Origin of the sequence: Capnocytophaga sp. oral taxon 903 (genome assembly GCF_013394785.1) — a bacterium.
In the GTDB taxonomy this organism is placed as follows: Bacteria; Bacteroidota; Bacteroidia; order Flavobacteriales; family Flavobacteriaceae; genus Capnocytophaga; species Capnocytophaga ochracea.
In genome coordinates this window covers 1,928,883-1,944,048 of the sequence record NZ_JABXYW010000002.1, presented here as the reverse complement: position 1 = coordinate 1,944,048, position 15,166 = coordinate 1,928,883, and the positions used below count along the sequence as shown (strand labels likewise).

At 37.6% G+C, this 15,166-nt stretch carries 12 protein-coding genes; 9 read left to right on the top strand and 3 right to left on the bottom strand.

What is annotated here, in order from left to right; all coding sequences use genetic code 11:
- The first annotated feature begins 24 nt into the window (after positions 1 to 24).
- From HW279_RS08080 to ruvB, 4 genes are read left to right on the top strand one after another with little or no spacing between them, the layout of a single operon-like run.
- Entirely contained in the window at positions 25 to 738 is a 714-nt protein-coding gene (locus tag HW279_RS08080) for a DUF1266 domain-containing protein (protein ID WP_178958599.1), read from the top strand.
- A 36-nt stretch (positions 739 to 774) separates the two neighbouring features.
- Positions 775 to 1,638 (top strand): ATP synthase F1 subunit gamma, encoded by an 864-nt coding sequence (gene atpG, locus HW279_RS08075; RefSeq protein WP_178958598.1) that lies wholly within the window; start codon positions 775 to 777, stop codon positions 1,636 to 1,638.
- A gap of 40 nt (positions 1,639 to 1,678) precedes the next feature.
- Positions 1,679 to 2,842, top strand: coding sequence for a pseudouridine synthase (locus HW279_RS08070; RefSeq protein ID WP_178958597.1), 1,164 nt, complete (start codon positions 1,679 to 1,681; stop codon positions 2,840 to 2,842).
- Between the two features lie 38 nt (positions 2,843 to 2,880).
- Positions 2,881 to 3,906 (top strand): Holliday junction branch migration DNA helicase RuvB, encoded by a 1,026-nt coding sequence (gene ruvB / locus HW279_RS08065; protein WP_002671455.1) that lies wholly within the window; start codon positions 2,881 to 2,883, stop codon positions 3,904 to 3,906.
- Positions 3,907 to 3,981: 75 nt separating this feature from the next.
- Here ruvB and HW279_RS08060 read toward each other — a convergent pair whose 3' ends face one another.
- Entirely contained in the window at positions 3,982 to 5,610 is a 1,629-nt protein-coding gene (locus HW279_RS08060) for an acyl-CoA carboxylase subunit beta (RefSeq protein WP_178958596.1), read from the bottom strand.
- A 647-nt stretch (positions 5,611 to 6,257) separates the two neighbouring features.
- On the opposite strand from HW279_RS08060, the gene HW279_RS08055 reads away from it, so the two are divergent.
- The 5 genes from HW279_RS08055 to lipB all read left to right on the top strand — a co-directional run bounded on the left by HW279_RS08055 (position 6,258) and on the right by lipB (position 11,023).
- The gene (locus HW279_RS08055; protein WP_053580470.1) at positions 6,258 to 7,280 is read left to right on the top strand and encodes an OmpA family protein; all 1,023 of its coding nucleotides are present in this window, start codon (positions 6,258 to 6,260) and stop codon (positions 7,278 to 7,280) included.
- A gap of 102 nt (positions 7,281 to 7,382) precedes the next feature.
- Complete coding sequence (locus HW279_RS08050; RefSeq protein ID WP_178958595.1) at positions 7,383 to 8,381, top strand: glycosyl hydrolase family 5; 999 nt, start codon at positions 7,383 to 7,385, stop codon at positions 8,379 to 8,381.
- Between the two features lie 24 nt (positions 8,382 to 8,405).
- Positions 8,406 to 9,413, top strand: coding sequence for an aspartate--ammonia ligase (asnA, locus tag HW279_RS08045; protein ID WP_178958594.1), 1,008 nt, complete (start codon positions 8,406 to 8,408; stop codon positions 9,411 to 9,413).
- A gap of 61 nt (positions 9,414 to 9,474) precedes the next feature.
- Positions 9,475 to 10,350, top strand: a complete 876-nt coding sequence (locus tag HW279_RS08040; protein WP_009420053.1) for a neutral zinc metallopeptidase — start codon at positions 9,475 to 9,477, stop codon at positions 10,348 to 10,350.
- Positions 10,328 to 11,023 carry a lipoyl(octanoyl) transferase LipB gene (gene lipB / locus HW279_RS08035; protein ID WP_009422319.1) on the top strand — a complete coding sequence of 232 codons (696 nt, stop codon included), beginning with the start codon at positions 10,328 to 10,330 and terminating at the stop codon, positions 11,021 to 11,023. Before HW279_RS08040 ends, lipB begins: the two co-directional genes overlap by 23 nt.
- Positions 11,024 to 11,086: 63 nt before the next feature.
- Here the strand turns inward: lipB and HW279_RS08030 are convergent, their stop codons facing one another.
- Together HW279_RS08030 and HW279_RS08025 are read right to left on the bottom strand one after the other, a co-directional pair.
- Positions 11,087 to 13,069 (bottom strand): OmpA family protein, encoded by a 1,983-nt coding sequence (locus tag HW279_RS08030; protein ID WP_178958593.1) that lies wholly within the window; start codon positions 13,067 to 13,069, stop codon positions 11,087 to 11,089.
- Between the two features lie 110 nt (positions 13,070 to 13,179).
- Positions 13,180 to 15,132, bottom strand: coding sequence for an OmpA family protein (locus HW279_RS08025; protein WP_178958592.1), 1,953 nt, complete (start codon positions 15,130 to 15,132; stop codon positions 13,180 to 13,182).
- Positions 15,133 to 15,166 lie beyond the last annotated feature (34 nt).

Here is a 15,166-nt window from a genome sequence, read left to right as displayed (position 1 = left end):
ACATCTTTTTAAACATTTATTCTTATGAGTGTTATTATATGGATAATTATTGTAGCCGTCTTTTTATTTGCGCTAAAGATTTATGTAAATAAAGTTTATACAAAAAAACATTTGCAAAAACAAATAGGGCACATCAATCAAAACCCTTTAACAGAGGAACAGATACGATTGCTTACTTTTGGAGCGATACTAACGTATTACCGTGGTGAAAATCTACTAAACCTGATACCTACTGAAATATTAGAAACATATCAGAAAGGGTTACGTCGACAATGGGAAATAACAGATACAGCATCTGCTAAAGAAACTATAAGTGACTTATTAGCAGAGAAACGTTCGTTACAGTTCCGACATCTGCTAACGCAAACCTCACCTGAGCTTAGCAAAATACAGAAACAAATAGCCAAAGGTTTGGAGATAGAATTAGCACAAGTAGAAGCAGTAAAATCGGCTTATGCGTGGGATTTGTGTAGAGCAGCTTCTTTGGCTAAATGGTGTTATTGGTGCCAATATATCACTGAAACTGAAATGTGGGATATATTGCAAAAAGTATCCGATACAGCAAAAGAACAAGGCAAGAATTGGCAAGAATATACCATATCTTTCCTTTTAGGACGTACTATTCAGGGTTTTGATTTGGAAAACCTTATTATTCTAACCTCTCAACTATTCCATAGCAAATCACCTTCATTAAGGAAGATAGAAGGAATAGATGTTTATCAAAGGTATTCTTTTTAACAGCAATGATAAAATTGCTAACTGTTAATTGATAAAATGGCGAATTTAAAAGAAATACGAAGCAGAATTTCATCGGTAAGTTCAACGATGCAAATCACAGCAGCGATGAAAATGGTATCGGCAGCCAAACTGAAAAAGGCTCAAGATGCTATTGTAGCGATGAAGCCTTATGCTTATAAACTCAAGCAGTTATTAGAACATCTTAGTGCTGCCTTGGGTGATGAGAATGTTTATAACCCGCGCAAAGGAGAGGTAAAAAAAGTACTTTTAGTACCTATCACCTCCAATAGAGGACTCTGCGGGGCGTTCAATGCCAGCGTAATTAAAAAAGCGTTAGAGTTAGAACAAACTACCTATAAAGACAAGCAGGTACGACTCTACACCATAGGTAAAAAAGGCAATGATGTGTTGAAAAAATACGACAATATTATAGCTCATAACAGCGAGATTTTCGATAAGCTCACCTTTGCTACAGCTGCTGCTTTGGCTGAAGAACTAATGGAATTGTACACTTCGGGTAAATATGACCAGATAGTATTGGTGTACAACAGCTTTAAGAATGCAGCTACTCAAATTCTTACCGAAGAAACATTTTTGCCTATTCAGCCTATAGCGACTAAAGCAAAAGGCAAAGAACTAAACACAAATTATATTTATGAGCCTTCTAAGCAAGAGATTGTAGAAGAACTCATTCCGCGTTCGTTAAAAACAGAGATTTTCAAAGCCTTACGCGACTCAGTAGCTGCTGAGCACGGTGCTCGTATGACAGCTATGCACAAAGCTACCGACAATGCTCAAGACCTTAAGAACGAACTCATACTCACCTACAACAAAGCCCGTCAGGCTACTATTACCGGTGAGATTATAGAAATCGTAGGAGGTTCAGAAGCCTTAGCATAATATAATGCGTCGGCATACATAATAGAGAGATTTAATTTATATGGAAAACAAAAAATTTAATAACTACAAGAAGAATAGCTATTCCTCTAATGGGAATTCAGAGAAAAAGCCTTACAATTCTTCTTACAACAGCGGTAACAATCGCAACAACAACGGCAATAGTTCATTCAAAAAGAAAACTTACGGGCAGAACGAAGGACGCAGTTACAGCAATAACAGTGGCAACAGTTATGAAAATAATAACGGTAATCGTTATGAAAATAACGGTGGCAATCGTTACAACAATAGTAACAATAGTTACAACTCCGAAAACAGAAAATCTTACAATCCTAACTTCAAAAAGAATGAGGGATATAGTAAGCCTAACAACTACAACCGTAATGAAGGTTACAACCGAAATGACAATTATAAAAAATCTTTCAATAAAAAACCTTATAATAGTACCTACAAACCTCAAAACAACGCTCCTATAGACTATCCTGCTGTTGCTCCAGCGGAAGTGCGTTTAAATAAGTATATTGCCGATGCTGGTATCTGCTCACGCCGTAATGCCGATATGTATATTTCGGCAGGAAATGTAACGGTGAATGGTGAAGTGATGACCACGCTCGGCTATCGCGTAAAGCCTACCGATGAAGTGCGTTTTGATGGGAAACTCCTTTCTTCCGAAAAGAAAGAATACATCTTGCTCAACAAACCCAAAGGTTTTATCACCACTACCAACGATGAAAAAGGACGCAAAACTGTAATGGATTTGGTCGCAAATGCTACCAATGTACGCATCTTGCCTGTAGGTCGTTTAGACAGAGCTACTACAGGTTTGTTATTGCTTACCAATGATGGAGAGCTTACCAAAAAACTCACTCACCCCACTCACGGTGTGCGCAAAATATACCACGTAATTCTCGACCGCAAACTCGACTACAAAGACTTTATGAAGGTACAAGATGGCTTGGAGTTAGAGGACGGTTTAATCGAAGTAGATGAAATCAGCTATGTGAACGACAAACCTAAGAATGAAATAGGCATCAAAATTCACAGTGGTCGCAATCGCATTGTACGTCGTATTTTTGAACACTTAGGTTATCAAGTAGAAAAACTCGATCGTGTAGTATTTGCTGGGCTCACTAAAAAAGATTTACCTCGTGGTCATTGGCGTCGCCTCACTCAGCAAGAAGTAATCAATCTTCGCAATATGAAGTGATACTATCTCCTAACTCCTATCCCTTAAATCCTAAAAGCTTGAATAAAAACTTAGACCCAAATAAAGAAAATTATTCGGCGCAAGAACTCGATATAGAAAGAGCCTTGCGCCCTTTGTCGTTTGATGATTTTGCAGGGCAAGAAGCAGTTTTAGAAAACCTAAAAGTATTCGTAAAAGCTGCTAATATGCGTCACGAAGCACTCGACCATACCCTTTTTCACGGACCTCCTGGACTTGGAAAGACTACCCTTGCTCATATTTTAGCTAACGAATTAGGCGTAGGTATCAAAATTACTTCAGGCCCTGTACTTGATAAACCTGGTGATTTGGCAGGGTTACTCACTAATTTACAAGAGCGTGATGTGCTTTTCATCGACGAGATACACCGCTTGAGTCCGGTAGTCGAAGAGTACCTTTACTCGGCTATGGAAGACTACAAGATTGATATAATGATAGAATCAGGCCCTAACGCCCGCACAGTGCAAATCAATCTCAATCCATTTACGCTTATAGGGGCAACTACCCGTTCAGGTTTACTTACAGCTCCTATGCGTGCACGTTTTGGTATTCAAAGTCGATTGCAGTATTATTCTACCGAACTTTTGGCTGATATCGTTCAGCGCAGTGCTTCTATCCTTAAAGTACCGATTTCTATGGAAGCTGCTATAGAATTAGCGAGCAGAAGTAGAGGTACCCCACGTATTGCCAATGCTCTTTTGCGCCGTATTCGTGACTTTGCTCAGATAAAAGGTAATGGTGAAATAAATATTGCTATTACCCGTTTCGGGCTCAAAGCCTTAAATGTAGATGCTCACGGATTAGACGAGATGGACAACAAAATTCTCTCAACTCTTATTGATAAGTTCAAAGGAGGGCCTGTGGGAATTACCACTTTGGCGACTGCCGTTTCCGAAAGTGCTGAAACTATTGAAGAGGTGTATGAACCTTTCCTCATTCAAGAAGGATTCATCGTGCGTACTCCTCGCGGACGCGAAGTAACCGATTTAGCTTATAAACACTTAGGTAGAGTAAATCCTACGAGGCAAGGCACTTTATTTGATTAAACAAATAACAATTATATAGAAGAAATCCCTTAAAGTATGATGTTACTTTAAGGGATTTTTTATTGTTTATCCATTTTATACTTGTATCACACCCAAATTAAATGTTCTTTCAATAGGGGCATTATTAGCGGCTTCTATACCCATTGCTATCCATTTGCGGGTTTCTAATGGGGCTATAATAGCATCCGTCCAAAGGCGAGCAGCGGCGTAGTAAGGTGATATTTGCTCGTCGTATTGCTCTTTGATATGAGCAAAAAGCACGGCTTCTTTTTCAGGGGTAAGTTCTTCACCTTTTTTCCTTAGGTTGGCAGTTTCTATTTGCAAGAGCACTTTGGCAGCTTGCGCGCCTCCCATTACCGAGATATTTCCACTGTGCCACGATACGATAAGACGCGGGTCGTAAGCCTTACCGCACATTGCGTAGTTACCTGCCCCGTACGAATTGCCTATGACCACAGTAAATTTAGGCACTACCGAATTAGCAACAGCATTCACAAGTTTAGCCCCATCTTTGATAATTCCTCCGTGCTCTGATTTGGAGCCTACCATAAAGCCCGTAACATCTTGCAAGAAAAGCAGAGGTATTTTCTTTTGGTTGCAATTGGCTATAAAACGGGTCGCCTTGTCGGCACTATCCGAGTAGATTACTCCTCCAAACTGCATTTCCCCTTTCTTAGTTTTTACCACTTTGCGCTGGTTGGCAACAATACCTACTGCCCAACCCTCAATACGCGCATACCCCGTGAGGATGGTTTGTCCGTAACCTTCTTTATATTCGTCAAATTCTGAATTGTCTACCAATCGAAGGATAATTTCCTTCATATCATAAGGCTCTGAGCGTAATTTAGGCAAGATACCGTAAATCTCATTAGGGTCTTTCAGAGGTTTGTGTGCTTCAATGCGGTTAAAGCCCGCTTTTTCGGCATCGGCGAGTTTAGCCATTGTACGACGTACACGGTCGAGAGCGTCTTTATCATCAGTTGCCTTATAGTCGGTTACCCCGCTAATTTCGCAGTGAGTAGTAGCCCCGCCTAAGGTTTCATTGTCGATGTTTTCGCCTATCGCTGCCTTTACTAAATAGCTACCTGCCAAGAAGATACTGCCCGTTTTATCTACTATCAGTGCCTCATCGCTCATTATTGGTAGGTAAGCCCCACCTGCCACACAACTGCCCATTACTACGGCTATTTGGGTGATGCCCATACTACTCATCAGGGCGTTGTTGCGAAAGATGCGACCAAAGTGTTCCTTATCGGGGAAAATCTCGTCCTGCAAAGGCAGGTACACCCCCGCACTATCTACCAAATAGATGATAGGTAATCGGTTCTCCATTGCAATTTCTTGAGCGCGTAGGTTCTTTTTGGCAGTAATAGGAAACCACGCTCCCGCCTTTACAGTAGCGTCGTTAGCTACTACTATGCATTGTTTACCAGCTACATAGCCTATCACCACCACTACACCAGCCGAGGGGCAACCGCCGTGTTCTTCGTACATTCCATCACCGGCAAAAGCGCCTATTTCTATTTGGGGTTTATCGTTGTCTAACAGATACTCTATGCGTTCACGAGCCGAGAGTTTGCCTTGGCTATGAAGCTTTTCGAGGTTCTTTTTGCCCCCGCCTTCTTTTATTTTTTTCAAGCGTTTGCGTAGCTGACTAAGGGCTAATTTATTGTAATCTTCGTTTGTATTGAATTGAATGTCCATTGTAATGTTATGAGGGTGCAAAGGTAGGAAATAATTATGAATTACAAATGATGAATAATAAGTAACAAAATAATACAGAAAATGAATCGTATAGACCTTTTGTATTTTTACATCAGTTCAATATAACAAAGTAGTACTCTTCAATCACTTTTGCGTTGCTACAATCTCTCCCAGAAGGCAGGTCGCTTTCGCTTTTTATCACTTTTCCTTCGCTAAAACCTCTTTTTACCATTCACTTTTAACTATTCATTATCAATCACTTATATACCCTTTCTATACCAATCTTCCAAGATTTGTATAAGCTTCCTATAAGCTCTCTATAAGCTAAGCATACCCATTTACCCCCTATTTTTCACTTTTTAGCCAATTTACTCCTTCCGAACCTCTCCGAAATCTTTCGATAATCCAACTCTCTCAGCTTGCTAACTTAATCACCTGCGTAGCTCGCACTGTCCATTATGCCACAACTGCCCGTACAGCTTACATCTAATTTGCTAATCAAAAAATTGGCACTAATTTTGTAAAGGTAGAAATAAGATATATGTTACCTAACTCTAACTAAGAGAGAAATTGTTAAAAATGTTAAATTAAAAAGGAAAACTGTACAACTTTTAAGAAGTTTTTGTACATTTGTGCCTTAATTTGAAATGAAAAATATGAAGATAAAAGTATTATTTGCGCTATTCTTAGGAGGTTGCTCCTTAGGTTTTTCACAAATAAAAGTATCTCCTGTTGAAATTTATAACACAGTAGTAGATAGAGGATATGAAATACAAGAAGTTGTAGAACGATTAGGCGATTATTACTATGCTAGTAAAGATTATCCTAAAGCGTTCCATTGGTATGAAAAACTGATGAAAGACGGCAACTACTCTCCTCAACCCATCAACCGTTACCGCTATGCAGTGGTATTGCAAGCCTTAGGTAAAAAAGACGAAGCTAAAAAACAATTTAACCTATTTGAGGTACTCACAAAAAAAGGTGACGCTCCTCAAACTAACCCTACACCAGATTGCTCTCGTGAAATTATAGGCACTGTAACCGATGCCGAAACAGGTGCCAAAATTTCTGGTGCTCAAGTTTATATATTCGATAGTGCTATGGGAGCTCTTTCCAGCAATACAACTGATAGTAAAGGCTCTTTTACTACCAAAAAACTGAACTGTAACTTCCAAAATGGCTTTGTGGAAATCGTAAAAAAAGATTATGATATTGCCGATGTTCCTATCGTTTTTGAGAACAATAACACTCTCAAAAAAACAATATCATTAGCCCCTCACACAATAAGCCTTAACGAGGGCGATGATTTAGCCCCTGTTTTTGCCATTGATAATATTCATTTCAACTACGGAAGAACCAATATCCGATATGACGCCTCTGTGCAATTAGCTAAAATTGTGGCTTTTTTGGAAGCCAATCCTACTGTAAAGATAGCAATTAAAGTGCACACCGATAGCCGAGGAGAAGACGGTTACAATATGAACCTCACCGAAACTCAAGCGCAATCTATCTATCAATGGCTTGTAAGCAAAGGTATTTCTCCTAACCGATTAACTGCCAAAGGTTATGGCGAAACACAATTGGTAAATGGTTGCGAAAACGGAGTGCCTTGTAGCGAAGAAGAACACCAAGCCAATAAACGCGTAGAATTTATTATTATCGAAAAATAAAATACTTTTTTCATTAATTTTCATAGCTTCTACACTTTGTTAAACAGCAAGTTTAGCAAAGTGTAGTTTCTTTGATTCTAAAATTAAAAAAACTTACACAATATGAAAGGAAAATATTTACTCCTATTTTTTGTTTTACTAATCGCTTGTAAAGACGAAAAATCAAATCCTGAAAACAAAGAACCAAAAGCAGGAGTAGGATTAAGAATTGCTACTGCTTATGGAGCTCCTAATGTCGATAAATGGATTGCTAATGCTAAAGCTATGGGTATTAATTGTATGCGATTGACTGATATGATACAAAAAGATAAAGGTCATTTGCAAGATTTAACCAGTGATCCTGAACATAAGTTTGACGAAATGGATAAAAAAGTAGCCAAAATAGTCGCCAGCGGTATGACTTATGTTTTAGATTTATCCTACATACGAAATCAACTCATAAAAGAAGGTATCAACCCTTATTCACCTTCTACCGATTGGACTCCGTATTTAGAAGTTGTTTTAAACAGAACCCCCATAAAGGGATATACTTATAAAAACGACCCTCACCTTGCTTTCATAGCCATAGCAGGCGAGCCTTTTAGTAAATACAATGATAATCCAATAGAGAAAGCGGGTAATAAAGCTAATCTCATTGCCTTCTATAAACGGTTAGCCCTTCAGTTAAAGAGAATGGGAGTAACTCGTCCTATTTCAGCAGGTGCGTTCCTTCATCAAGGCAAAGACGGCTGGGGTACCGATGCCGATTTAGGTTTTAAAGAAATATGGTCGTTGCCCGAGATTGATATCCCCACCATACACGTATACGACGACGACGCTATTAATAGCATTCCCCAATTAGTTGCCTTTTGCCATAGCATTGGTAAACCTTTGGTTATTGAGGAAACAGGAAAAAAATACGAAGGAAATGATGCTGAGAGAGCTAAATGGTTTGAGAAGATTGCCTCCAAAATTAAAGATTCTCAAGCCTTCCCTGATGGTATAGGTTTGTGGAATATAGGCGAAATGAATGGTTTTGATGTTCGTGCCGATGAACACCCTATAACTACCAAAGCTGTACGAGAACTAATGCTATTAACTCAAAGCAAGCTACTAAATTAACAAACAGCTTATTATCGTCTGATTATGACTATTATTATCCCTAAAAACTACTCAACTCCCTACGGAATAATGGATACCGAGCGAGCTATAAAACTAATCAAAGACTCTTTTGAGCAGGCTTTGGCGCGTGCTTTAAACCTCACACGTATTTCGGCTCCTTTATTTGTGAAGCGTTCCACAGGTCTTAATGATAACCTCAACGGAATAGAACGCCCTGTTAGCTTCGAAATGAAAGATTACAAAGGTGAAGTGATAGAAATTATCCATTCACTTGCTAAATGGAAACGTTTAGCCCTGAAACGCTATGGTATTAAAGCAGGCGAAGGCATTTATACTGATATGAATGCTATCCGTAGAGATGAAGAATTAGATAATACCCATTCTATTTATGTAGACCAATGGGATTGGGAAAAAGTGATAACTCCCTCTCAGCGCACTTTATCTTATCTCAAACAAACCGTAAAACAGCTATATAATGCCTTTCTCGAAACAGAAGCGATATTAGTAAAAGAATATAACAAGTGTAAGGTTTTTCTACCTCGTGAAGTAACATTCATAAGTTCACAAGAATTAGAAGATATGTATCCTAACTTATCACCTTCTGAACGCGAACATAATTTCACCAAAGAAAAAGGAGCTATTTTTATTACTCAAATAGGCAAAACACTTCTTTCAGGAAAAAAACACGACAATAGAGCCCCCGATTATGACGATTGGGAACTCAATGGCGACCTTATTATTTGGAATCCTTTACTAAACAGCGCTTTAGAACTTTCTTCAATGGGTATTCGAGTAAACGAAGCCTCTCTACATTCTCAACTGAAAGCTTCAAAATCAGAAGAACGCGAGAAGTTAGAATATCATCAGATGCTATTACGCAGTGAATTACCCTTAACTATTGGGGGAGGTATCGGTCAATCTCGTATCTGTATGCTACTCTTGCAAAAAGCTCATATCGGTGAAGTACAAGCATCCATATGGACAGATGATATGGTTCAGTTATGCGATAAGAACGGAATTCATTTATTGTAAACAGATATTGTACATATTGAGAAAAGATGTATCTTTGCACCAAAATATAACAAGATAAACTATGAAATGGGAAGGAAGAAGACAAAGTAGCAATGTAGACGACCGTCGCGGAATAAGTGCTAAAGGTGGTCTTATAGCAGGCGGTGGTATCGTAGGTATCATCGTAGTATTGTTACAACTCTTTGGAGGCGAAACAGGACAACAAGTAGCCTCTGTAGTAAGTCAAGTAGCAGGTGGTAACCAAACTCAACAAGCGGTAGAACGCGTGGAACTCACTGCCGAACAAAAGAAAATAGGTGAGTTTACCGCTACAGTACTCGCCGATACCGAAGATGTATGGGATAAAATATTTGCTCAAAATGGTTTAGGAACCTATAAGAAACCTACCTTGGTACTCTTTACCGCTAATGTAAATACAGGCTGTGGAACTGCCTCTTCTGCAGTAGGTCCATTCTATTGTCCTGCTGACCAAAAGCTCTATATGGATATGGATTTCTTTGAAGAACTCAAAACACGCTTCGGAGCTAAAGGTGGCGATTTTGCTATTGCCTACGTAATGGCACACGAGGTAGGGCATCATATCCAAACGCTTTTAGGCACTTCGCAACAAGTACGCCAAAAACAACAAGGGCTCTCCAAAGCAGCTGCCAATAAATGGTCGGTAGCACAAGAATTACAAGCCGATTTCTATGCGGGAGTATGGGCACATCACAACCAAAAATATTTAGATGCCGATGATATTGACGAAGCTCTTAGTGCGGCTAACGCTGTAGGTGATGATGCTATACAAAAACGTATGCAAGGACACGTAGTACCCGATTCTTTCACTCACGGTACTTCTGAACAACGTAAATATTGGTTTACCAAAGGGTACAATACTGGAGATATCCGTCAGGGTAATATTCAAACTATTTATGAACAAACAAGTAATCGTTAAGGATTTAGGTAATAAAGACTACAAAGAAACGTGGGACTACCAAGAGTCGCTGTTTGAAGAAATAGTCGCGCAAAAAACAAATAACAAAGCTAATGGCACAACCTTGCCTACTACTAATTATTTTCTTTTCGTAGAACACCCTCACGTATATACACTTGGCAAAAGCGGTCATATAGAGAATCTGCTCATTGATGAAGAAGGACTAAAAAATAAAGGTGCTACTTTTTACAAAATCAATCGTGGTGGAGATATCACCTATCACGGACCTGGACAGATTGTGGGGTATCCTATCTTAGATTTAGAAAACTTTTTCACCGATATCCACAAATATTTGCGTTCTTTAGAAGAAGTGATTATCCGTACTCTTTCCGATTATGGTCTCAAAGGTGAACGCAGTGAAGGTGAGACAGGGGTTTGGCTTGATGTAGGAACGCCTTTTGCTCGTAAAATTTGCGCAATGGGAGTCCGTTGTTCTCGTTGGGTAACAATGCACGGTTTTGCCCTAAATGTAAATACTGATTTAGGCTATTTTGATAATATCATACCTTGTGGTATTCGCGGTAAAGCAGTAACGTCCCTAAATGTAGAATTAGCAAAAGATAAGGTGGATACTCAAGAAGTAAAACAACGTATCCTAACTCATTTTAAAGAAATCTTTGAAGCAACATTATAAAGAATAAAAAAGGGAGGTATCAAAATGATAACCTCCCTCCTATTTTATAGAAATATTCTTTTCTTACATTGATATAATAATAAATTCACTACGACGGTTTGCTTGATGCTGTTCTTCAGTACAGGGTACTCCATTTGAGCAACCATTTACTAATTGCGTTTCTCCATATCCCTTACCCGTAATCCTATCTTTGTGAATACCGTGAGCTATAAGCCACTTAATAGTTGATTTTGCACGTCTTTGTGACAAAGCTAAGTTATAGCTATCAGAACCTCTACTATCAGTATGCAAGCGCACATCTATTTTCATAGTAGGGTACTCTTCCATTACTTTTACTATTTTAGCCAACTGTTCAGCTGCATCAGGACGAATATTAGCTTTATCATAGTCGAAGTATATATTATCTATTTTTAATTCCTTTGATAAATCATCTCCTATTTTTATAGGTTTCTTCTCAACAATAGGAGATAACAATACTTCAGCATACGCGTCTTTTAATCCTGTTAAAGTAACATTTTGCTCATCAGAAGAAAAACCTTCCCTTATTGTTTTAATTATTAGTTGTTCATCTTTGCAATTGGAAGTATAAAGAAAACTAAAAGTCCCCTCCTTATTCGAGATTTGTTCTTCTATTAACTTCAATGACTTATCTAATAAAGTAATTTTAGCATCTGCTATTACTTCTAAACTTTTTGCATTTTTAACGATCCCATTAATGGCTTGTTTGCACGAGAACTGTACTGGGGCTTCCTCATAAAAACTATAAATATCATCACTCCCTTTACCTCCTGGTCTGTTCGAAGTAAGATATCCTATTTTAGTATGAGTGTTAATTACATAACAGAAATCATCTTCAGCACTATTGGCAGGGCGACCTACATTCACAGGTTTAGAAATAGGATTGCCTTCCTCATCTAATTTTACGGCATAAATATCTAATCCCCCTAAACCTGGAAAACCATCTGATGAATAATACAATATGTTATCATCTGAAACAAATGGGAAAGACTCTCTACCTTGTGTATTGATAAGTGCTCCTAAATTCTCTGGCTTCCCATAACCGTTTTTCAGTATTTTAGCACGATAAATATCCGATGCTCCAATAGTGCCTTTCATATCCGACGCAAAATAAATATATTTGCCATCAGGACTTAAAGCAGGGTGAGCTACACTATGAATATTACTATTAAAAGGCATTTCTTTTACATCTTCCCACTTACCACTCTTATTTTTGGTAGCTTTAAATATCTTCAACAATACTGTTTCGTCCCCATTAGTCTTTACTTCATTGTGGATAAAGTTATTACGAGTAAAATAAATCGTGTTTCCATCTTTGCTAAACGCAGCTGTCGATTCGTTAAACTTAGTATTGATACCATTGAGCTTTCCTTTCTTAAAAACTTCCAAGCTATCGGTAGTTGCTTCATATAAACTATAAAAATTATCTCCTGTCCAATCTGCACGCTTCCTTAAAATACCACCTTTGCTAGTAGCATATACTATATTATTACCATAAAAAGCTGTCCCATACTCTGATTTATTAGTATTAATCTGCAAAGGGTGTAATACCATTCTATCAGAATTTCGCTTAATTTCTGCTTGATAATCTCTATTCTTTTGAAAGAGTTCTGCACGCGAATCACTATTCCCTTTAAGAGCCACAAACTTATCCATCATTTTGTCAGAGGCTTCATAATCTTCCACTGATTTTAAAGTTTGCGCATAACGATAGTAATATTCAGGATTAATATTATAAGGTTTTCGTGTCTTAGCATCAGTATTTGCAAAGAGTTTTGCATACCACTTATTTGCTTGTTTGTAATCGGCATTATAGTAGTAAGCATTAGCCAAATTTTCTAATAGCTCTTGGGGTTCTACTCCTTTACGGGCAATACTTTCATAGGCATTAATAGCCTGTACATAATCCAAGTTCTTGTAATAGTTAGCTGCTTTCTGTAAAGCTTCTTTTTCACTTTGTCCACAAATAGTTTGTGTGAAAGTACTTACAAGAATGGCTAATAAATAGAAAGGTATTTGTTTCTTCATAAATCAATAAAAGGAAAAAATTATAAAAAAGAAGGTTTGTAATATCAACTGGGTAAATAGAAAAATAGGAGTTAATTTATAACTCCTAATCTTCCATTACAATATTTCTATTAATCCATACTTACCACAATAAACTCACTACGGCGGTTAGCTTGATGTTGTTCTTCAGTGCAAGGCACTCCATTTGAGCAACCATTTACTAATTGCGTTTCTCCATAGCCTTTCGCTTTCAATCGCTTGCGGTCAATACCTTGCTTAACTATCCATTCAAGAGTTGATTTAGCCCGACGGTCAGATAAAGCTAAGTTATAAGAATCTGTAGCTCGGCTATCGGTGTGCGAACGAATATCTATCTTCATCTTAGGATATTGTTTCATCACTTCCACAATCTTAGCTAATTCTACCGCTGCATCTGGTCTGATGTTCGACTTGTTTAAATCGAAGTATATTTCTTTTATCTCAAATACTTTAGCTAAATCAGTATCCTTTGAGATAGCTATTTCTCTCGGTTTTAACAAGAACTCGTAAAAGATATCTCCTTCTTTATCCGTTAATACTTTCACTTCTGTGGTTTCATATTTATCTTTTTCAGCTCTTAGGTAATAATATAATTCTTTACAATCCACCTTCTTGAATGCAAAAGTACCATCTTCTTTAGTTTTTTGAGTATCTATCTGTTTCATTGTTCTATCTGATAGTACTATAAGAGCATCTACGATAACGCTTTTTGTATTAGCATTTTTCAGTACTCCTTTCAGCATTTTCTCACAGTCAAAGGATAAAGGTTTCTCTTCATAAAAGCTGTAAATATCATCTTTACCCTTTCCTCCAGCTCTATTAGAACTTAAAAATCCTATCCTACTGTCACTATCCATTATAAAACAAAAATCATCATCAGCACTATTACCTGGCTTACCTATATTAATAGGTTTTGATACTGTTCCGTCTTCATAAAACTTTACTGCAAAGATATCCAAACCTCCTAACCCTGGAAAGCCATCTGATGAGTAATATAACACATTATTCTTAGAGATAAAAGGGAAAGATTCACGTCCCGACGTATTGATAACATCTCCTAAATTTTCGGGTCTACCGTATTTGTTATTTCCTAAAATCTCTACGCGAAAGATATCCGAACTCCCTAAGGTCCCTTTCATATCTGAAGCAAAATAAAGATATTTTTCATCAGGACTCAAGGCTGGGTGTGCCACATTGTATTGGTTACTATTAAATGGCACCTCTACTACATTTCCCCAATCACCTTTTTCATCTTTGGTTGCTTTAAGTATTTTTAGTAAGATAGTATTTTCTCCATTCGTTCCTATCTTTTTATTTATATAGTTATTACGGGTAAAATACACTGTTTTTCCATCTTTTGTAAATACAGCCGTAGATTCATTAAACTTTGTATTTAAAGCTGATGAAAAAGGTTTCTTATTACTTAATTCTTGCTTATTGCGGTCTGCTATATACAGGTCATAAAAACTCTCTCCTGTCCATTGTGAAATTCCTCCTTTAGAAGCTCTACCGCTATTAGCTGCTGCAAAAACTATTTTATCACCATAAAAAGCTGTCCCATATTCTGAATATTCCGTGTTAATAGCTACTGGGTGCAATTGCAAACGTCCTGAATTACTCTCTATCACTTCCCGATAGTCCTTATTCTCTTCATAAAGTACAGCACGCGTATCATTATTACCTGTAAGCTCAGCAAACTGAGACATTAGCTTATTTGCTTCGTCATATTTCCCTACTGATTTTAGTACTTGTGCATAGCGATAGTAATATTCAGGTTTGATTTTATATTTCTTATTCTCAAATAGCTGTTTGTACCAAGGTAATGCTTTCTTGTATTCGGCATTGTAGTAGTATGAATTACCAAGGTTTTCTAATATATCTTGATTCACAAATCCTTTCTTAGCAATGCTTTCATATATTTTTATAGCATCAACATAAGCAAAGTTTTTATACATTTCCTTTGCCTTTTGCAACTCTTTCTCATTCTGGGCAAACAGTACAGATATTCCACAAAATAAGGCTATTATAAAAGTGTATTTTCTCATCAACAATTCAATTTTAAGTAATTTATAAAGGCTT